The sequence below is a fragment of the Haloechinothrix alba genome, assembly GCF_900188115.1.
GTDB lineage: Bacteria > Actinomycetota > Actinomycetes > Mycobacteriales > Pseudonocardiaceae > Haloechinothrix > Haloechinothrix alba.
The window spans coordinates 32,318-51,876 of record NZ_FZNW01000001.1 but is presented as its reverse complement, the minus strand read 5'-3'; the positions used below and the strand labels follow the sequence as shown (position 1 = coordinate 51,876).

The window sequence follows — 19,559 nt, the reverse complement described above, 5'->3', positions numbered from 1 at the left end:
ATCGGGACTTCTAGTGTGAACCCAATATTTCGCCGCGATGGCGCACGGGGGTTTGGAGCCGAAGGTGACATCGGGCTCCTTCTACGGAACCGAGGTCACCTTCGGCTCCCTCGTTAGCGCAGGTGTCGCTCGGCGTAGACCGCCATGGCATCGCGGATGAATGCCGCGGTGCCCGTGCCGTGCCGGTCGTAGTGTTCGGCAAACCGGGAGTCGGCCACGTACATCTCGCCGAGCCCGGTGAACTGCTCCGCCGTGGGGTCGGTGCCCTGCCAGCCCTGGCGGACCCATTCGTAGTGGCGCCGGGCGATGGCCTGTGCCCGCTCACCCGCGGGGTCCTCGCCTGCCTGGTTGGCGGCCGCGAAGTCCGCCGCGATGTCCTGCTGCCGCTGCTGGAAGTCCTGCTTGTCCGACTCGCTCAGCGAGCGCCACCACTGGTCGCCCCGTTCCCAAGCCTGGCGTCCCCACCGGCCGATCACCTCGTCCCGGTAGTGCGTGTGGTCGAACCCGTCGAGTGCTTCGGCTGCCATTACCCGTTCACCTCGTTCCGTCTTCCGAAGAGTGGTCCGTACCGACTCGATCTGGCGGCCGATCCGGTCACGTTCCTGCTCCAGCCAGTGCAGGTGGGTGCGCAACGCACTCACCGTGTCCTGCTGGCCGTCCAGGACCTCGGCGATGGCGGGCAGACCAAGGCCCAGTTCGCGCAGCAACAGGATGCGCTGCAGTCGCACGATGCGGTCCTGGTCGTAGTAGCGGTACCCGTTCGCGCCGATGCGGCTCGGTGCGAGCAGCCCGACCGCGTCGTAGTGGCGCAGCGTGCGGCTCGTGGTGCCCGCAAGCCGTGCCACTTCCTGGATGGACCATTCGCTCGGTGCCGTTCCGTTCATCCGGATCCCCTGGTCATGCCGGTACCAACGAGGTTAGAGCTTGACGTTACGTCAAGGTCAATGATCGTGCCCGCGCCCGTAGGAGCCGAAGGTGACATCGGGCTTCTTCTATGGAACCGAGGTCACCTTCGGCTCCTTGCGGAGCCCGCCGTCGAGCGAAATATGTATCTGTATAGCGCAATCGCTATATAGTCTGAGACGGTTCGAGATTCGCCGTTCGCCCGCGGCGCGGCGCGTTCTGGTGCATGATGCGTCCATGAAAAAGGGGTGCGCGATCACCGGCGGCGTACTGGCCGGCCTGCTCCCCGTGGTCGGGGCGTGCGGACGTTACCTGCTGTACCGCACCGAGACCTGGGAGGCGGAACTACGCTTCGAGGTCGTCGGCGTCCACGAGGACTCCCCTGACAGGTCGTACGTCAGGGTCGAGGTGATACCCGGTCAGGACACCGAGGATGCGCTGCGCGACGAGCAATGGATGAACGGAACGGCCTCGGCGGAGGATCTCGGCGATGTGGCGGAAGGCGATGTCGTGACCTGCCACGTACGGCAGGAGTACACCACGAACACCGACTTCGACACCGGCGCGAGCACCGACATCGAGCGCTGCAGGCGCTAGTGATTTCTAGCTCTGTCTAGAGATTATTATATACGCGACAAGACAGGGGAAGAGCGGGGCGAGGGGAATGCCGCCTCGCCCCGCTCGGGCAGCGGTGCGGCACCGGCCGTGACGCGCGTTCCCGAGTCGAGGTCGGATGGCACGGTCGGTGCTCGACCGCAGGACTACGGCACGGCTACCGTGCGGCGACCTTGCGGTACTGCGCCGCGGACAGCGGCGCGAAGATCACGATGATCGCGAGGCAGCTGAGCACCGCGTACAGCGCGGCGTTCTCCGCGGGCCAGCCCGTCACCGGGGGGCCGTGCGTGTTGCCGAACAGCTCGCGCGCAGTGTTGACCACGGCCGTGAACGGGTTCCAGTCCGCGATCGTGCCCAGCACCCCCGGCAGTGTCTGCTGCGGGACGAAGGCAGAGGACACGAACGTCAGCGGGAACATCCACATCAGACCCGCGCTGTTGGCGACCTCCACACTGCGCGCGATCAGCCCGATGTAGGCGCCGATCCACGACATCGCGAACGCGAAGAACAGGATCACCAGGTACGCGAGGGCGGCCTCGGCGAACGAGCTGTGGATCCGCCACCCGACCAGCAACCCTGCCGCCGTCATCACCACCAGCACGATCAGGCTCAACGCCTGGTCGGCCGTGGTTCGGCCGAGGATCACCGACAGCCGGGACATCGGCAGGGACCGGAACCGGTCGATGATGCCCTTCTGCAGGTCGCTTGCGAACCCGATCACCGTGTACGAGGAGTTGAACGCCACGGTCTGGGCGAAGATCCCGGCGATCAGGAACTCGCGGTAGGCCGCCCCGGCGTCGGCCTCGCCCGGGCCTGCGAGCGCCGTCCCGATCGACTCGCCGAAGACGTAGGCGAACATCAGCACGAACATGATCGGCATCAGCGTGGCCCCCATGAGCCACTCCGGGTTGCGCCGGACGTTCATGAGGTTGCGCCACGTGACCACGCCCCCGTCGGAAAGCACCTTCACAGCGGCGTTCATGCCTGCACCTCCTCGGCCGCGTGCCCGGTAAGGGCGAGGAACACGTCATCGAGCGTCGGCCGGTGCAGCCCCACGTCGACCGGGGTGATGCCCTGCGCGTCGAGCCTGCGCAACGACTCGATCAGCGCCTTGGGCCCGGTGTCGACGAGCACGTCCACCTTGCACGTCCGCGGGTCGGTACTCGGCTCGCCCGCACCGACCTCGCGCAGCACGTCCGCGGCCGCCGACAGCTCGGCGGTGTCGGTGACCACCAGCTCGAGGCGTACGCCGCCGACGCGCGACTTGAGCTCGTCGGCCGTGCCGCGCGCGATCACCTTGCCCTTGTCGATCACCACGATGGTGTCGGCGAGGTAGTCGGCCTCCTCCAGGTACTGGGTGGTCAGCAGGACGGTCGTGCCGTCGGCGACCAGGCCGGAGACCACGTCCCAGGTCTCCATCCGGCCACGCGGGTCGAGGCCGGTGGTCGGCTCGTCCAGCACGACAACCGACGGCCGGGCGACCAGCGCGCCTGCGAGATCGAGCCTGCGTCGCATCCCCCCGGAGTACCCCTTGGAAGGCCGGTCGCCGTCCTCGGTGAGATGGAAGCGCGCCAGCAGCTCCCGTGCGCGTTCCCGCGCGGCCTTGCGGTCCATTCCGTACAGCCGGCCGACCATGTACAGGTTCTCGAAACCGGTGAGGTTCTCGTCCACCGCGGCGTACTGGCCGGACACTCCGATCGACTGCCGCACGCCTTGGGGGTTGGTCCGTACGTCGTGCCCCGCGACCTCCGCGTGCCCGGAGTCCGGCTTGAGCAGCGTCGTCAGGATGCGGACCGTCGTGGTCTTGCCCGCCCCGTTCGGGCCGAGCAGGCCGAGCACCTGGCCAGCGGGAATCTCCAGGTCGATACCGTCCAGCGCGCGTGTTCCCCCGAACGACTTCGTCAGTTGTTCAGCGCGCACCGCAACAGGATTGTGTGGCGGTGTCATTATCCCTCCAGATCGAGCGGCGCGACTCCGGCGCCACTTCAGTCATGTCCATGCTAGGGACAAGCACCGACACTGTCGTGCGGTTTTCCTGACAGCGAAACGGCCGCCACGGTCATCCATCGCCTGGAACAGGCGTGGATTCGGACCGTGGCGGCCGCTTCCGGTGTGGTGAAGGTTACTTCTCGACGATGGCGGTGACGCCCTGCCCGCCCGCGGCGCAGATCGAGATGAGGCCCCGCCCGGAGCCCTTCTCGGCAAGCTGCTTGGCGAGCGTGGCCACGATGCGCGCACCGGTCGCGGCGAACGGGTGCCCTGCGGCGAGCGAGCCACCGTTGACGTTGAGCTTGTCCCTGTCGATCGAGCCGAGCGGCGCCTCGAGACCGAGCCGTTCCTTGGCGAACCCGGCGTCCTCCCAGGCCTTGAGCGTGCACAGCACCTGCGAGGCGAACGCCTCGTGGATCTCGTAGTAGTCGAAGTCCTGCAGGCTCAGCTCCGCACGCTCGAGCATCCGGGGGACGGCGTAGGCGGGTGCCATGAGCAACCCCTCGTCCCCGTGCACGTAGTCGACGGCCGCGGTCTGGCTGAAGGTCAGGTAGCCGAGCACGGGAAGCTTGCGTGCCTTGGCCCACTCCTCGGTGCCCAGCAGCACGACCGACGCCCCGTCGGACAGCGGGGTGGAGTTGGCCGCGGTCATCGTGCCGTCCTCGCCGCCGAACACGGGCTTGAGCTTGGCCAGCTTCTCCGCGGTCGAGTCGGCGCGCAGGTTCTGGTCACGGGTCAGCCGCTGGAACGGCGTCACCAGGTCGTCGTAGAAGCCGCGGTCGTACGCGGCGGCGAGGCGCTGATGGCTGCTCGCGGCGAGCTCGTCCTGTTCCTCCCGCGTGAGCTCCCAGGCCTTGGCGGTCCGCGCGGCGTGCTCGCCCATGGACAGCCCCGTCCGGGGCTCGGCGTTGCGCGGCATCTCGGGCACGATCTGGCCGGGGCGCAGCTTGCCGACGAGCTTGAGCCGCTCCGCGTTGGACTTCGCGGCGTTGAGCTGCACCAGGATCTTGCGCAGGTCGTCGTTGAGCGCGAGCGGGGCGTCGCTTGTGGTGTCCACACCACCGGCGATGGCCGAGTCCATCTGGCCGAGGGCGATCTTGTTCGCCACGTTGATGATCGACTGCAGGCCGGTTCCGCAGGCCATCTGCACGTCGGAGGCCGGGCTCTCGGGGGACAGCTTGCTGCCGAGCACGACCTCCCTGGCGAGGTTGAAGTCCCGCGAGTGCTTGAGCACCGCACCCGCGGCGAACTCGCCGATCCGCTCACCCTGGAGGCTGAACCGGCTGACGAGGCCGTCCAGTGCGCTGGTCAGCATGTCCTGGTTCGACGCCCGCGCGTAGGGACCGTTGGAACGCGCGAAGGGGATGCGGTTCCCGCCGATGATGGCGACGCGGCGGACCGTGGGTCGCTGTGCCGCCTTCCGGCCGCTCGTGCCGGACGAGCTCGCTGCTGACTTGCTGGATGTGGCCATCGTGTCCTCCCGTACGCTCACCTGGTGATCGTTCCGGCCGTGCGGACGGCGTGGCCGTGACGAACGACCTAGTATCTGGTGCATCTCCTGGTGCGATACTAACCTACCCGCGAGTAGGTTAGGCTGTGCGGTGAGTCCCACTTCGTCGTGCAGTAGGGCACCGAACGTACTCGACATCCCAGGAGGAAGCAGGTATGGCCGACAGGTATCAGCAATTCACCAACTCCCCGGTCGGGAAGTTCGTCGTACCCAAGCTCGGCCTACCTAGCCCCACCCCGCTGCGCAGGTACCGGCCGGGCCGGCCGCTGCTGGAGGGTCCCGCGCTGGTCGGCGCCGCGCCCGGTGGGCGGCTGGAGAAGACGGTCACCGAGCAGCTGCGTGGCGCAGGGGTCGAGATCGCCACATCGGCGACGGCCGGTTCCTCCTACAGCGCGCTCGTCTTCGACGCGACCGGGATCAGCGACCCGAAACAGCTCCGTGAGCTGCACTCGTTCTTCCAGTCCACGATCAAGCAAGTCGGGACCTGTGGCCGGGTCGTGGTGCTGGGAACGCCGCCCGAGCTGACGAAGTCCACGCGCGAGCGCGTCGCGCAGCGCGGCCTGGAAGGTTTCACCCGTTCGGTTGCCAAGGAGCTTCGCAACGGGGCTACCGCACAGCTGGTCTATGTGGCGCCCGGCAGTGAGGGGACCACCGAGTCGACGTTGCGGTTCGTGCTGTCTGCGAAGTCGGCGTTCGTGGACGGTCAGGTCATCCGGGTCGGCACAGCGGGAGCGGGCGGTGCCACGGGCACAACGCCCGCCGACTGGGACAAGCCCCTCGACGGCAAGGTCGCCCTGGTGACGGGAGCCTCGCGCGGGATCGGCGCGTCGATCGCCGAGGTGCTCGCCAGGGACGGTGCGCACGTGGTCGCCGTGGACATCCCGGCGCAGGGCGCGGACCTGTCGGCAGTGGCGAACGCGGTGGGTGGCTCGGCGCTGCAGCTCGACGTCACCGCCGAGGACACCCCCGCCAAGCTCGTGGAGTACTTCTCCGAGCGGCACGACGGCCTGGACATCGTCGTCCACAACGCGGGGATCACCAGGGACAAGAAGCTCGCGAACATGGACTCCGCGCGCTGGGACTCGGTGATCTCGGTGAACATCGACTCGCAGCTGGCGATCAACGACGCGCTGCTGGAGTCCAGCGTGCTGCGGGACAATGCCCGCTTCATCGGCGTGTCCTCGATCGCGGGCATCGCGGGCAACCTCGGCCAGACGAACTACGGGACGAGCAAGGCAGCCGTGATCGGCATGGTGGAGGGCACCGCACCCGTGCTCGCGGAGCGGGGAGCGACCTTCAACGCGGTGGCTCCCGGCTTCATCGAGACGCGGATGACCGCGGCGATCCCGGTCACGATCCGCGAGCCCGCGCGCAGGCTGTCCACCCTCGCGCAGGGTGGGCTTCCGGTCGACGTCGCCGAGACGATCGCCTGGTACGCCAACCCGGCCTCGGCAGCCGTCAACGGCAACGTCGTCCGCGTGTGCGGCCAGGCCATGATCGGTGCGTGAGGGGAGAACCATGGCTGTCACCGAACTCGACTCGGCACCGAACCTCGCGGCGCTGTACCCGAAGGCGCTGGTTTCCGGGCTGTTGCCCGGGGGGCGGCGCGCAGCGGAGCTGCCCGACGAGGAGCTGGTGCGCTCCGGTGTGCAGGTCGACCCGGATCATCTCGCCGCCTACAACGAGGTGTGCGGGTTCCGGCTGTCCGACGAGCTTCCCGCGACATACCCCCATGTGCTGGCGTTCCCGTTGCAGGTCAAGCTCATGGCGGAGCCGAGCTTCCCGTTCCCGTTACCGGGGCTGGTGCACGTCGCGAACACGATCACGCAGCGCAGGCCGCTGCTGGTCACCGAACGGTTCTCGGTACGGGTGCGGGTCAGCGACCTGCGCCCGCACGAGAAGGGCAGGCAGTTCGACGTGATCAGTGAGGCCGTGGTCGAGGGGCAGGACGAGCCGGTCTGGACCGACATCAGCACCTACCTGCGCAGGGGTGGCGGCAGCGGTTCGGGCGGCAAGCGGGAGCAGCTCTCCGCACCGACCCCGACCGCCGTGTGGCAGGTGCCCGGCGATATCGGGCGGCGCTACGCGGAGGTCTCCGGCGACCACAACCCGATCCACCTGTACGCGGCCACTGCCAAGCTCTTCGGCTTCCCGAAGGCCATCGCGCACGGTATGTGGACCAAGGCGCACGCCCTCTCCGCGTTCGAGGGCAAGCTGCCGGCCGCCTACACCGTGTCGGTCGGCTTCAAGCAACCGGTGCTGTTGCCGGGCAAGGCCGCGTTCACCACGTGGACGACAGAGGGCGGCTACGCGTTCGAGTTGTGGAACGCCCGCAAGCCCAAGCCGCATATGGACGGCACGATCAGCACACTGGCCTGAGCGTGGTGGCCGGGTCACCCGCCGGTGACCCGGCCACCGCTCACCGGGGGCGCCACACGGCTCCCTGCACGAGGTCGCCGAACCCGAGCCAGACCAGGTTCATCAGCCACGACGCGAGGGTGCCTTCCTCGACGTCGGGATGATCGATCCACCAGTCGGCCAGTGACTCGGCGGCGCCGACGAGCGCTGCCGCCAGGCCTGCCCCTGACTTCTCAGCCTGCTCGCCGATCCCCTGCTTGGTTCCCGTGGACACGACCACGGAGGCCACCAGCTCGATCGAGCGGGTGCGCATCTCGGAGATCTCGTCGGCGAAGGTGCCGCCGACGGACAGCGCCTGCCGGTGCAGCACCGTCCAGGAGTCGCGGTTGCTCCCGACGTACCGGAAGAACGACCGCAGCCCCAGCCACAGCAGCATGTCCGGGGCCAGCTCGTCATCGGTGGACACTCCCTCGGTGACCGCGTCGATGAGCCGTTTCGCCTCCCGCCGGATGCACTCGGAGAACAGGTCCTCCTTCGAGCCGAGGTAGGTGTAGACCATCGGCTTCGATACGCCTGCGACGTCCGCGACCTCGTCCATCGACGCCGCGTGGAAGCCGTGCTGGGAAAAGACCTGGACGGCCGCGTCCAGGATCTGGCGCTCCCGAACGTCACGGGGAAGCCGCCGTGCTCGCGGCTGCTGGGTACTCCGGCTCACGCACACCTCCTGGTGGGACACCGTGCATGGTTCCACGGCAGAATCTACTTGCCAGTAAGTTTACGCGCCAGTAGGTAGCGCGGCCGCGGTGGCGGCGCGCCACAGGGTAGTCACCGGGCGGCTGCCGGCACCGGCCTCGTCCCCGCCGCGAACGCGATGGCGTCACGACCCTACTCATCGGTAGGTTATTTGCTAGCATCGGTTGTCGTGGCTTCCAGGTTCTCGCGGATGGCGTGGCTCCGCCGAATGCGCGTGCCGGCGTTCGCACAGCGCGGTACCCGGACGCGGGTTGCCGACGGCGGGGCACTGGACTCGCTGGCCGGCGCCATCGACCTGCGCAAGCTGAGCGCGGAACAGTTCGGGCAGCTGATCCGGACCCTGTACATGCTCGGTGAGACCGGCTCGGGTGTGGAGCTGAGCTCGATCAACACGGACACGTTCGTCACGCTCGTCGCCGATGCGTCCAAGGACCAGCTCAAGGTGATCGTCGACGACCCCGTGCTGCGGACGTTCTTCATCGAGGAGATACTCAGCCGGATGTCGGACCACCTGATCGAGCACAAGGCGAGGAACGTCAGCCTCGTCGTCTCGTGGCGGTTCACCGACGGCACCGACGAGGAGGAGTTCGCCCGGTACCAGACCGTGATCGAAGACGGTGTCTGTGTCTCCGGGGAGGACCTCGGGCGGCTGCCGGATACGACGCTGACCCTGTCCGCGTTCGACTTCATCCGCATGGCTACCGGTAGTGCTGCCGTGGCGCCGATGTTCATCACGGGCCGCGTCAAGGTCAAGGGCGACTACTCGCTGGCGGCGATGTTCAGCGGTTACTTCGACATCCCCAAGCCGGCAGGCGCTAGGGGTTGATGGTTCTGGGCCCGTCGGGGCCGGGGCCCTCGTTGTCGTCCCAGCTCTCGTCGACCACCTCCCCGTCGACGACGGTGCGGTGCCGGTACCGGAACGTCGACGCGGACCCTGCGCGCTCCATCTTGCGCAGCCACTGCTTCCGCAGGTAACCGCGGGCGGGCGGCAGCATGACCAGGAAGCCCGCGATGTCGGTGAGGAAGCCGGGCAACAGGATGAGCAGTCCGCCGAGGGCCACGAGCATCCCGTCGGTGATCTCGCGGTGGCCGGACCGGCCCTCCCGTGTCGCGGTGAACAGCTCCCTGGCTACCTTGCCTCCTTCCCTGCGGGCAAGCCAGGAGCCCACGAAGGCGCCGCCGAGCAGCAGCAGGACGGTCCAGAGCGCGCCGACAGCGGAGGCGACAGCCCAGATCGCGGCGATCTCGGCGATGAGGTAGAGCAGCAGTACGACAGCCATATTGTGACCAACGTACTTCCGGCGCGCTGCGTTCCCCACGGGTCGGCAACGTCACCCGGGTGCGCCGTCCAGACCGGCGGTCCCGTTGCCCGGGTAGTCGAGCCGTAGCTCATGTCGGGCCTTCCTGCCCGCGCTGACACGCAGGACGCTGCGAACGGGTCGGTACCCGGTGGCCAACAGCGTGTATTCCCCTTCCGGCAGATCACGGAACTGGTACTCGCCGTCCTGGCCGGTCACGGTCTGGTCGAGCACGGTTCCGTCCGGATCGAGCAGCGTGACACGGGCATCCGCTGCTGGCCGCCCGTTACCGGCCACCCGCGCGAAGCCGTGAACCTGGCCGAATGCCTCCAGCTGCACGTCCGCCGCGGCATGGTCGTGTGCGGGAACCGTGACGATGCTCGCGCGGGGTCTGTGATTGTCGGCGCTCGCCACCAACGTATAGGTGCCCGAGGTCAACTGCGTGATGGTGAAAACCCCGTCGCCGTCCGTGAAGGACGAACCGGCGACGCGGCCGTCGCTGCCGGTGAGAACGACCAGCGCCCTCGGAAGGGGCCTCGCGTCGAGCGCATCCGTCACGGTTCCGGTCACGCCACCACCACCTGAGAGCATGACATCTATCTCGATCGGCTCGCCGGATACGAGTACAGGCAGTGCTCGTGGCGGTAGCGTTTCCGTGGCCGCCACGAGGATGTAACTGTCCGGGCCGGGCGCCACCATGCTGAACGTGCCGTCCTCGGCGGACCGGGCCGTGTCCGCCTGCCGTCCGGTCGGATCGAGGAGGGTCAGTGCGGCATGGCCGACCGCGACGCCGTCCGAACGGTACACCCTGCCGCGTACTGCGAGCTCGGCAGAGCTTGCCGCGGAACGCCTGTCGGCAAACTCTGCCGGATTGCCGACCGCGTCCGTGCTCACCGCAGGGGTCGTGGCGCCAGCGGTCCGGGTCGGTCGTGTGGCCTGCGTCTGATCGTCGTTACCACCGACCTCCGGTCCGGGCGGCCTTGCGGTAACCGCAACCGGTGCCGCGTGGGCGCCGGTGTGTACCAGGCGCTCCCCCTCGATGTCGGCATCCGGCAGGATGCGTGCGAGCCAGCGAGGAATCCACCAGGTCGCCCTGCCGAACAGGCTCATCAGTGCCGGGATGATGGCCATCCGGATAAGGAAGGCGTCGATGAGAATTCCGAAGGCCAGCGCGAAACCCATCGACTTGATCATGTCCTCGTCGGACACGATGAACCCGGCGAAGACGCTGATCATAATGGTTGCCGCGGCGGTGACCACACGCGCGCCGAGCCGGAACCCTCCGACGACGGCGCCGGTCGGATCGGCCCCGTGCACGTACTCTTCCCGCATGCGGGTACCCATGAACAGCTGATAGTCCATCGCCAGGCCGAACAGGACCCCGACGAGGAAGATGGGCATGATACTGATGATCGGTCCGGTCTCGTCCACGGAGAGCAGCCAGTCCAGCCATCCCCACTGGAATACCGCCACCACAGCGCCGAACGTGGCGCCGATGGTGAGGAGGAAGCCGCTCGCGGCGACAACGGGGATGATCACGGACCGGAACACCACGCCGAGTAGCAGCAGCGCCAGCCCGACGACGATGAGCAGATACGGCACCATCGCTTCGCCGAGCTGCTCGGAGATATCAATGTTCATGGCCGCCTGTCCGGTAACCCACAGCGGTGTGCCGGAGCGTTCGTTGAACGTCTCACCGAGGGCGCGGATGTCGTTGACGAGCGTCTCGGTGCCTTCGCTGCTCGGGCCGGACGTGGGGATCACGGTCAACAGGGCCGCGTCGCCGTTCGAATCTACGACGGGACGCTCGACGGCAGCGGTCGCATCAAGTGCGGCGATGTCCTCCGCGAGCTCTGCCGCTGTCGCTTGTGGGTCGGCGGTTTCGCCGACGTCCGTGGCGACGAGCAAGGGTCCGTTGACCCCTGGGCCGAACCCGTCGGCGAGGAGTTCATAGGCCTGCCTCTCGGTCGACTCCGGCGCGGCCATGCTGCCGTCGGGCATGCCCAACCGCAGATCCGTAGCGGGCCATGCCAGCGCGGCGAGCGCGGGGACGGTAAGTACCAGGACGAGCAATCGCTTCCTGGTGACGAAGCGGCCCCACCGTTCGCCGAGACCGGCCTGCGCGTTCGCGGCAGCAGGCGCCTCCTGTGCCGTACCTGTCGACGCCTCACCGGTGGTTTTGTGGTTGCGTGACGGCGTGATGTGGTTCCGGGCGAATCCGGCCAGCGCGGGCAGCAGTGTTACGGCGATCAGTACGGCGACTGCCACTGTGGCCGCGGCGGACAGTGCCATCGCTGTCAGGAACGGTATGCCGACGACCGACAGCGCGACCAGCGTGACGCACACGATCGCGCCTGCGAAGACGACAGCGTTGCCTGCGGTACCCACGGCGCGCGCGATCGCTGTCTCCGGATCGTGGCCTTGGGCGCGCTCGTGCCGGAATCGGGTGAGGATGAACAGTGCGTAGTCGATTGCCACTGCCAGGCCGAGCATCAGTGCGAGCATGTACGTCTCGGAAGCGAGGTCGAACCACGCGGTGGCCGCTGTCACCCCGGCAACGCCGATGCCCACACCTATCAGCCCGGTTGCCAACGGCAGGCCTGCCGCGACGAGCGAGCCGAGCGCCACGGTCAGCACGATTGCGGCAACGATGAGGCCGATGATCTCCGTGAGCGGTGGCTCCGGCTGTGGCTGCATCGCAGAACCACCGACCTCGACCTGCACGCCGGCTGCCGTGGTGGAGCCGCCGATGGCATCGAGCAGGTCCCGTGTGTCCTCGTTCAGTTCGAAGGGCTGTACCGTGTACTTGATCTGCGCATAGGCGATGCTTTGGTCCTCAGAGACAGTGCCGGCCTCGAATGGTGACTGCAATGCCGCCACGTCAGGGTCCTCGGCCAGCTCGGCGAGGACGTTCTCGATTGAGTCCTGGAACTCCGGTTCGGACAGCTCCTGCCCGTCCGGTGCGGCGAAGACGACGTTTGCGTTGGCGCCGTCGGCGCTCATCTCGGGGAAGTGATCGTCGAGAAAGTCGAAGCCATCCTGCGCCTCGGTGCCGGGCAGCGAGAACGTGTCCGAGGTCGGTTCGGACAGGGTCGCCGCACCGGCACCGAACGTACCGAGCAGCACTAGCCAGACCGCGAGAACGAACCCGCGTTTACGGAACGAACCCAGCCCCAACCGATACAGAAGTCTCGCCATGCCGTGCTCCTACGTCGCTGTCGTGTTCCGGTCGGGCCGGTACGGCACCGCGCGCGGTGCGTTCCCGAGTGGCGCACCGGCCAACGTGCTAGTCAGGCGGTGCCATGCCCCGTGTGAGTAACTCGAAGGCCTCGTTGATGAACGCTTCCAGTTGAGAGTCCGATTCGGAGGCCAGCCAGCGGAAGACCGCGCCGCGGACGGCGCCGATAACGGCGCCGGCCGCTACCGAGGGGTACGCTTCGGTGGCGGGATCGAGACCGGTGCGCTCGGCGATCGCGGCGGCGAGGGTCTGCTCCCGTTCGAGGAAACCGCCTGCCAGCCGCGTCTCCAGCATGGGATGCGCAGTCACCACGTCCTTGCGCAGTCGCTCGAGCTCCTTGTCGGCCATGATCTCGTGTACTGTCTCGCTCACTGCCGTACGCAGCGCCTCCAGAACTGCAACGCCTGCCGGTTGCGTACGTAGTGACTCCACTACCCGCTGATGGTTGCCCATTCCGAGTTCGGGTTTCGGCTCACCGAAAACCGCGTCCTCCTTGGACGCGAAATAGTTGAAGAACGTACGGGTTGAGACACCTGCCGCGGTCGCGATCCCCTCGACGGTAACCTCGTCGTAGCCGTGCTGAGAGGCAAGCCGCAACGTGGTGCGCTCCAGCAGGTCGCGCGTCGCGTGCTTCTTGCGCGCGCGAAGGCCGGTCGTGCCTTCCCCGGATTCGGTCCCGTCGATCACGCCCCAAGTATGCACGATCTTGCACGTCGTGCAAATTTGCGTTCTGAGTAAACCAATGGATGCGCTGTGCGCCGCGCGGATCATCCGATCGCGAGTCTGCTGCCTCGCCGCCCCGGTCCGCGACCTTGGTCCGGGGCCGGGGCCGATGTCCGGGAACGTCCGAGGGGACCGCGCCCTCGTCGAAGACCTGGTGGTCCCCGTTCCGGCCATGCGGACGACGTCGTCGTTCCTGGGGAGCACGACGGGGCTTCTGTCGTGCATGAGTCCGTCCACGAATGTGCCGGCGCTGCGGAACTCGACATCGAGGCCGGTGACTTTGTTGATCCGGTTCTCGGTCTTGTCGTGCTGCGGGGCCGTGCGGCGCGGTTTCACGGCCGCACCGCCCCGCAGCACGGGGTGTCAGAACGTCATCGCGACCGCCGGGTCGGACAGCAGCGCGCCGACGTCGGCGAGGAACTGCGAGCCCTGCTGCCCGTCCACCAGCCGGTGGTCGAAACTCAGCGCGAGCTGGCATACCCTGCGTGGCACGACCTGACCGTCCACAACCCACGGGGTGTCGCGGATCGCCCCGAACGCCAGGATCGCCGACTCCCCGGGGTTGATGATCGGCGTGCCGGTGTCCACTCCGAACACTCCCACGTTGGTGATCGTGATCGTCCCGTTGACCATGTCGGCAGGCGGTGTCGTACCCGCGCGTGCCGCGTCGGTGAGATCGTCGATCGCCGCGGCGAGCTCGGCGAGGTTCATCGCGTCGGCGTCACGCACCTTCGGCACGATCAACCCCCGCTGGGTCGCGGCCGCCACCCCGAGGTGGATGTAGTCCTTGTAGACGATCTCCTCGTTCTCCTCGTCCCAGGACGCGTTCGCCTCCGGTGTGCGCTTGGCTGCCATGCACATGGCCTTGGCGGCGAAGGCGAGCGGTGTCAGCCGCACGCCCGAGTAGGCCGGCTGGTTCTTGAGCCGGTCCCGTAGCTCCATCATCGGCGTGACGTCCACGGTCAGGAACTCGGTGACGTGCGGTGCCGTGAACGCCGAGGACACCATCGCTTGCGCTGTCGCCTTGCGCACGCTCCGGATCGGAACCCGGTGCTCACGCGCGTCGGAGGGTGCCACGGCGGAACCGGCGGCCGGCCCGGCGGCCGGCCCGGCCTCCGCGGTGGGCTCGTCCCCGGCGGCAGGAGCCGTCGCCGGTGTCGTGCCGTTGACGGGTGCGGCTGCTGCCCGGTGCACGTCCTCGCGGGTGATCACCCCACCGGTCCCGTGGCCGGTGACGGTGCGCAGGTCCACCCCGAGCTCCTTGGCGAGCTTGCGCACCGGCGGCTTCGCCAGCGGCACGTACTCCGTGGTTGAGCTGAATGACGCGTTCCCTCCACTGGAGGGACTGACAGCGTCATTCAGCGCGCCCGGGGAGTCCGTGCGGCGGCGGCGTTTGACCTCGGAGGGCTTGGACGGGCCGTACCCCACGAGCGTGGCGACCGACTCGTCACCGCCGGACCCGCCGGAACCGGCGGACGAGCTGCCGTTGGTGCTCGCCGCAGTGCTTCCCGTCGACGTGGGCTCTGCCGCCGCGCCGGCAGGGGCCTGCTCGCCCGGCGACGGCGCCGCCCCGTTCGGGTCCACATCGATGGTCAGGATCGGGGTGCCGACCTCGACGGTCTGGCCCGGTTCGGCCAGCAGCTCGGTCACCACCCCCGCCCACGGGCACGGCAGCTCCACGGCGGCCTTGGCCGTCTCGATCTCCACGATGATCTGGTTGACGTCTACCTCGTCGCCCGGCGCGACATGCCAGTTGATGATTTCCGCTTCGGTCAACCCCTCGCCCGCGTCGGGAAGGGGGAAGCTCTTCAGTTCGGACATTCCCTACTCCCTCAATACGCGAGCGTCTGATCAACGGCGTACAGCACACGGTCGAGATCGGGGAGGTAATGCTCCTCGAGCTTGGCCGGTGGGTAGGGCGTGTCGAAGCCGGTGACGCGGTGTACCGGCGCCTCGAGCGAGTAGAAGCACTCCTGCTGCACGCGGGCAGCGACCTCGGAACTGATCGAGGACTCGGACGGCGCTTCGGTCACCATGACCAGCCTGCCTGTGCGGCGCACCGACTCGAACACCGGCTCGAGGCTCAGCGGCGACAGGCTACGCAGGTCGATGACATCCAGCGAGACGCCGTCCTCCGCGGCCGCCGTCGCGGCATCCAGGCAGGTGCGCATCTGCGGCCCGTAGCTGACGAGCGTGGCCCTCTTCGTCGTGTTCTGGTCCCCGCGGCGGACGAGACGGGAGGCCATCAGCGGGCCGGGCTCGGCGGTGGTGTCCACGTCGGCCTTCTCCCAGTACCGCCGCTTCGGCTCGAAGAACATCACCGGGTCGTCCGAGGCGATCGCCTGCTGCATCATCCAGTACGCATCGGTGGCGTTCGAGCAGGACACCACCTTCAGCCCGGCGATGTGGCAGAACAGCGACTCCGGCGACTCCGAGTGATGCTCGACCGCACCGATACCGCCGCCGTACGGCACGCGCACGACGACCGGGACCGAGATCCGGCCCTCGGAACGGTAGTGCAGCTTGGCCAACTGGCTGATGATCTGGTCGAAGCCGGGGAAGATGAAGCCGTCGAACTGGATCTCGCACACCGGCCGGTAGCCCCGGACGGCCAGCCCGATCGCCGCTCCGATGATCCCGGACTCGGACAGCGGGGTGTCCAGCACCCGTTCCTCACCGAAGTCCTTCTGCAGACCGTCGGTGACCCGGAAGACCCCGCCGAGCCGTCCGATGTCCTCTCCGAGCAGGATGACCTTGTTGTCGGCCTCCATCGCGGCACGCAGCCCGAGGTTGAGGCCCTTGGCGATCGTCAGGGTCTGCGTGCCCTGACCCGCTTGCTCTGCGTCGCGTGACATGGTTGCCGTCATCACCCTTCACCCGCCGTGCTCTCGAAGCCGGCCAGGTAGGAGAGGTAGCTGTCGCGTTGCGCGTCGAGTGCGGGCGACGGCTCGGCGTAGACGTTGGAGAAGATCCTCTCCGGAGGCGGATCCGGCATGTTCACGCAGTAGTCCCGCAGCTCGACCGCGAACTCGTCGGCCTCGGCGTCGACGGCGTCGAAGAACTCCTGGTCGGCGCCCTCGGTGCGGGTGAGGTGCGCGCGCACCCGCTCGATCGGGTCCTTCAGCCGCCAGACCTCGAGCTCCTCGGACAGCCGGTAACGCGTCGGGTCGTCCGAGGTGGTGTGCGCGTCCATGCGGTAGGTGAACGCCTCGATGAGCACGGGACCGTTGCCGTTGCGGCAGGTGTGCAGCGCCCACCGCGTCACAGCGAGGCAGGCGAGCACGTCGTTGCCGTCCACGCGCACGCCGGGGAACCCGTAACCGCGGGCGCGCTGGTAGAGCGGAAGGCGTGACTGCCGCTCGGTCGGCTCGGAAATGGCCCACTGGTTGTTCTGGCAGAAGAACACGACGGGTGCGTCGTACACCGACGACCAGACGAAGCCTTCGTGCACGTCACCCTGGCTCGTGGCGCCGTCTCCGAAGTAGGTGATGGTCGCCTCGTCGGAGTCGGCGGCCGTGTCTTCGTGGGAGGCGTTTCCGACCTTGCCGTCGAACTTCTGCCCCATGGCGTAGCCGACGGCGTTGACGACCTGGTTGCCGATGACGATGGTGTACGGGTGCAGCCTGCTGCCCTGGAAATCCCAGCTGCCCTGGTCCGTGCAGCGGAAGATGCCGAAAATGTCCTTCAGGTCGACACCGCGTGCCCATGCGACGCCGTGCTCCCGGTAGCTGGGAAACGCCATGTCGGTGGGCCGCAGCGCGCGTCCCGACCCGATCTGGGCGGCTTCCTGGCCGAGCAGCGGTACCCAGATGCCGAGCTGCCCCTGACGCTGCAGCGCGTTGCCTTCCCGGTCGGCTCTGCGCACCAGAACCATGTCGCGGTACAGGCCGCGGAGTTGCTCCGCACCGATGTCGGATACGAAGCCATCGAAAATGGGTGAGGCTACTCGTTCCCCTTCCGGAGTGAGTAGCTGTGTGAGTTCGATGCCACCTTCTGTGGTTGCACGCAAGCCCGCGATCACCTGTTCGGGGGTCGGTTGAGCCGCTGTGGCGGCAGGGACCGCTCCTGGCTCCGGGTGCGTCCACGTCTCGGGGGACGACATGCATGATCTCCTTTGCCACCGGTCGCACACCCGCTTGTGGCGGGTGTTGTGACTGTGTCTCGAGCCCTCCCTCGGCTCCGGGTCCGGAGCGTTCCCGGGAGGTTGTCGACGGGTCGTCGACGCTGACGTGCCGCCGTGCCGACCACCGCGAGGTGGCCGGCGAGGCAGTATTCGGTTGTTGTGGTCACATCCTGGCACGAGGCGCCGCCGCGCGGGCAGTACTTGACATGGATTCGTTGCCGGTAATCCGTGCTGAGCTGCGCAAACTAATCGGAGTGCCGACGGTGGGTGTGCCGAGGGTCGGCCCTTGCACCATCGGCCCGCCGAATTCCGCACGGGACGAACATCCCTGTTCACGGTTGGCGCGGGACGGTCCGCGTTCTCGCGGGCGAGTGGCGCGAACCCGCCCGGTCGGGACCGGGTTCGACTCAGACTCATGAGGTCTGTGATCTGACTCACAGATGCTTCTCGTGGCAGGATCGACTCTGTGAAACACGACGAACTCGCATCACACGTACGTCAGGTATGGGACGGCAACATCGTCGCCAGCCTGTCCGACCTGATCCGGATCCCCGCGCTGTCGCCCGCGTTCGACGGCGAATGGGCGCGCAACGGTCACCTGCGGGCCGCAGTCGAGCACGTGCGGGCGTGGTTCGACACACGCGACCTGCCGGGAGCCACCGCGGAGATCGTCGAGCTACCCGGGCGGACCCCGGTGCTGCTCCTGGACGTTCCCGCGACCAGCGCCGAGGCGGAACGCGCCGGCACGGTGCTGCTGTACGGGCACCTGGACAAGCAGCCACCCGGCGGTGAGTGGTCCGAAGGGCTCGACCCGTGGACTCCGGTGTTGCGCGACGGCCGTCTCTACGGGAGAGGCGCCGCGGACGACGGCTATGCCGGCTTCGCGGCGTTGACCGCGCTGGAAGGGATACGGCACGCCGGGGGCGAGCACGGCCGTGCGGTGGTGCTGCTGGAGACCGGTGAGGAGTCCGGCAGTCCCGACTTGCCCGCCTACCTGGAACACCTCGGTGACCGGCTGGGCGACGTACGGTTCGTGGTCTGCCTCGACTCGGGGGGAAGCGACTACGAGCGGCTGTGGCTGACCACGAGCCTGCGCGGCCTCGCCCAGCTCACGGTGACCGTCCGGGTACTGGAGTCCGGGCAGCACTCCGGGTTGGCCAGCGGGGCCGTGCCCGACTCCTTCCGGGTGGCCCGTGCGTTGCTGGAGCGTGTGGAGCAGGCGAGTACGGGCGAGATCGTGGTTCCGGAGCTCAACGCCGACATCCCGGAGCATCGCAGGAGTGAGGCCGAACGGGTCGTCGAGATCGCTCCCGGCGGGGCGGGTAGCGGGTTCCCGCTCGCTGCCGGCATGCGGCTGGTCGCGGACGACGAGGTCGAGCGGCTGCTGAACACCACGTGGCGCCCCACGCTCTCGGTGATCGGCGCCGACGGTCTGCCGGCGCCTGCGGATGCGGGCAATGTCCTGCGCGCGGCGACCACGCTCGCGCTGAGCTTCCGGTTGCCGCCCACGGTGGACTCCGGTGCCGCGCTCGCCGCGATCGAGCGGGCCGTGACGACAGACGTGCCGTACTCGGCACCGGTCGAGATCTCTGGGGCCGAGCACGCGGACGGCTGGGACTCCCCCGCGCCGGCAGGGTGGCTCGACAAGGGGCTGGAGCGGGTCAGCGAGTCGATCTTCGGCGCGCCGTGGCTGGGTGCCGGGCTCGGCGGGTCGATCCCGTTCATGGGGATGCTCGGCAAGCGTTACCCGCAAGCGCAGTTCCTGGTTACCGGGGCACTCGGACCGGACTCGAACGCGCACGTACCCGACGAGTCGCTGCACCTCGAGCAGGCCGAGCGCGTCACCCTGGCCGTTGCCCACCTGCTGCACGCGCACGCCCTGGGGTGAGGAGCCCGGTGTCACACTCGGCTCCTTCTACGGAACCGAGGTCACCTCGGGCTCCTTGCGACCTCGGGAGTACCTCTGACATTGCGACTGGGAAACGATCCTTCTCCGGGGCGCGTGCGAGTGAAAAGATCCCGGCTACCGAACCCGACTGACATCGTTGA

At 68.1% G+C, this 19,559-nt stretch carries 16 protein-coding genes; 5 read left to right on the top strand and 11 right to left on the bottom strand.

Translation table 11 applies throughout. The annotated features are described in order from the left end of the window. Window positions 1-113: 113 nt before the first annotated feature. Window positions 114-884 carry a MerR family transcriptional regulator gene (locus CHB84_RS00190; RefSeq protein WP_089299399.1) on the bottom strand — a complete coding sequence of 257 codons (771 nt, stop codon included), beginning with the start codon at window positions 882-884 and terminating at the stop codon, window positions 114-116. A gap of 256 nt (window positions 885-1,140) precedes the next feature. On the opposite strand from CHB84_RS00190, the gene CHB84_RS00185 reads away from it, so the two are divergent. Then, entirely contained in the window at window positions 1,141-1,500 is a 360-nt protein-coding gene (locus CHB84_RS00185; protein WP_089299398.1) for a hypothetical protein, read from the top strand. A 175-nt stretch (window positions 1,501-1,675) separates the two neighbouring features. Here CHB84_RS00185 and CHB84_RS00180 read toward each other — a convergent pair whose 3' ends face one another. The 3 genes from CHB84_RS00180 to CHB84_RS00170 all read right to left on the bottom strand — a co-directional run bounded on the left by CHB84_RS00180 (window position 1,676) and on the right by CHB84_RS00170 (window position 4,999). Beyond that, complete coding sequence (locus tag CHB84_RS00180) at window positions 1,676-2,500, bottom strand: ABC transporter permease (RefSeq protein WP_089299397.1); 825 nt, start codon at window positions 2,498-2,500, stop codon at window positions 1,676-1,678. Beyond that, a complete protein-coding gene (locus tag CHB84_RS00175) occupies window positions 2,497-3,465 on the bottom strand; it encodes an ATP-binding cassette domain-containing protein (RefSeq protein WP_089299396.1) in 969 nt (322 codons plus the stop codon). Before CHB84_RS00175 ends, CHB84_RS00180 begins: the two co-directional genes overlap by 4 nt. A 175-nt stretch (window positions 3,466-3,640) precedes the next feature. Then, a complete protein-coding gene (locus tag CHB84_RS00170; protein ID WP_245818464.1) occupies window positions 3,641-4,999 on the bottom strand; it encodes an acetyl-CoA C-acetyltransferase in 1,359 nt (452 codons plus the stop codon). A 173-nt stretch (window positions 5,000-5,172) separates the two neighbouring features. Here CHB84_RS00170 and CHB84_RS00165 point away from each other — a divergent pair, with 173 nt between their 5' ends. Together CHB84_RS00165 and CHB84_RS00160 are read left to right on the top strand one after the other, a co-directional pair. Continuing rightward, window positions 5,173-6,525 carry a 3-oxoacyl-ACP reductase gene (locus CHB84_RS00165; RefSeq protein ID WP_089299395.1) on the top strand — a complete coding sequence of 451 codons (1,353 nt, stop codon included), beginning with the start codon at window positions 5,173-5,175 and terminating at the stop codon, window positions 6,523-6,525. A gap of 10 nt (window positions 6,526-6,535) precedes the next feature. Then, window positions 6,536-7,396 carry a MaoC family dehydratase gene (locus tag CHB84_RS00160; protein WP_089299394.1) on the top strand — a complete coding sequence of 287 codons (861 nt, stop codon included), beginning with the start codon at window positions 6,536-6,538 and terminating at the stop codon, window positions 7,394-7,396. A 40-nt stretch (window positions 7,397-7,436) separates the two neighbouring features. On the opposite strand, the gene CHB84_RS00155 is transcribed toward CHB84_RS00160, so the two are convergent. After that, window positions 7,437-8,090 carry a TetR/AcrR family transcriptional regulator gene (locus tag CHB84_RS00155; protein ID WP_089299393.1) on the bottom strand — a complete coding sequence of 218 codons (654 nt, stop codon included), beginning with the start codon at window positions 8,088-8,090 and terminating at the stop codon, window positions 7,437-7,439. Window positions 8,091-8,297: 207 nt separating this feature from the next. Here CHB84_RS00155 and CHB84_RS00150 point away from each other — a divergent pair, with 207 nt between their 5' ends. Continuing rightward, window positions 8,298-8,954: an SCP2 sterol-binding domain-containing protein gene (locus CHB84_RS00150; RefSeq protein ID WP_425432246.1), complete on the top strand. Its 657-nt coding sequence runs from the start codon at window positions 8,298-8,300 to the stop codon at window positions 8,952-8,954. Here CHB84_RS00150 and CHB84_RS00145 read toward each other — a convergent pair. The 6 genes from CHB84_RS00145 to pdhA form a co-directional block, all read right to left on the bottom strand. Beyond that, window positions 8,944-9,408, bottom strand: a complete 465-nt coding sequence (locus tag CHB84_RS00145) for an FxsA family protein (protein ID WP_089299392.1) — start codon at window positions 9,406-9,408, stop codon at window positions 8,944-8,946. The genes CHB84_RS00150 and CHB84_RS00145 overlap by 11 nt on opposite strands. Before the next feature lie 51 nt (window positions 9,409-9,459). After that, window positions 9,460-12,624, bottom strand: coding sequence for an MMPL family transporter (locus tag CHB84_RS00140; RefSeq protein WP_089299391.1), 3,165 nt, complete (start codon window positions 12,622-12,624; stop codon window positions 9,460-9,462). Between the two features lie 88 nt (window positions 12,625-12,712). After that, on the bottom strand, window positions 12,713-13,351 hold the full coding sequence (locus tag CHB84_RS00135) for a TetR/AcrR family transcriptional regulator (protein ID WP_217898433.1): 639 nt from the start codon (window positions 13,349-13,351) through the stop codon (window positions 12,713-12,715). A 399-nt stretch (window positions 13,352-13,750) separates the two neighbouring features. Next, window positions 13,751-15,208 carry a dihydrolipoamide acetyltransferase family protein gene (locus CHB84_RS00130; RefSeq protein ID WP_089299389.1) on the bottom strand — a complete coding sequence of 486 codons (1,458 nt, stop codon included), beginning with the start codon at window positions 15,206-15,208 and terminating at the stop codon, window positions 13,751-13,753. An 11-nt stretch (window positions 15,209-15,219) separates the two neighbouring features. Further along, on the bottom strand, window positions 15,220-16,242 hold the full coding sequence (locus CHB84_RS00125) for an alpha-ketoacid dehydrogenase subunit beta (protein ID WP_089299637.1): 1,023 nt from the start codon (window positions 16,240-16,242) through the stop codon (window positions 15,220-15,222). 11 nt (window positions 16,243-16,253) lie between these two features. After that, entirely contained in the window at window positions 16,254-17,489 is a 1,236-nt protein-coding gene (gene pdhA / locus CHB84_RS00120) for a pyruvate dehydrogenase (acetyl-transferring) E1 component subunit alpha (protein ID WP_089299388.1), read from the bottom strand. A gap of 478 nt (window positions 17,490-17,967) precedes the next feature. Here pdhA and CHB84_RS00115 point away from each other — a divergent pair, with 478 nt between their 5' ends. After that, window positions 17,968-19,398 (top strand): M20/M25/M40 family metallo-hydrolase, encoded by a 1,431-nt coding sequence (locus tag CHB84_RS00115; protein ID WP_089299387.1) that lies wholly within the window; start codon window positions 17,968-17,970, stop codon window positions 19,396-19,398. The last annotated feature ends 161 nt before the right edge of the window (window positions 19,399-19,559 follow it).